Genomic DNA, 415 nt, shown 5'->3' on the forward strand with positions numbered 1-415 from the left:
GCGCCGCCTCACTTCAATCAGGCGACTGCAGTCAGTTGGTTTTCGACCGACAAGCCGGTCACGGTCCAGGATCGGCTTGTCCCGCAGGGGCAGTCCTACAAGATCGATCAAGCGGTGATGTGGGGCGTTGCCAAGCTTCCCGGCGGTGATCTGGTTCGCAAGGACGTGGTCGATCCACTGCGCTATCTCAGTCATCCGGTGGTACGGCGCAATTACGAGGCCAGTCTCGATGTGGCGTCGCTTGGCCCGCTGGCGGCGGGAGGCAGTCTCTATGCGCTCCAGGAATATTTCATACCGGTAGCGCAGTTCGATGCGTTCGCGCCGCGCATCGCTGCAATCTTGCGCAACCATCACGTCCACGCGATCAATATCTCCATTCGCCATGCACCGGCCGATACGGGTTCGTGGTTGGCTT

At 60.5% G+C, this 415-nt stretch carries 1 protein-coding gene; it reads left to right on the forward strand.

All coding sequences use genetic code 11. The annotated features are described in order from the left end of the window. Nucleotides 1-415, forward strand: a 415-nt coding sequence (locus tag RVY79_RS17630; RefSeq protein WP_317465789.1) for a hypothetical protein, incomplete at both ends; no start/stop codon positions are given.

The sequence above is a fragment of the Chromohalobacter sp. HP20-39 genome, from assembly GCF_033052815.1.
Taxonomy (GTDB): Bacteria; Pseudomonadota; Gammaproteobacteria; order Pseudomonadales; family Halomonadaceae; genus Chromohalobacter.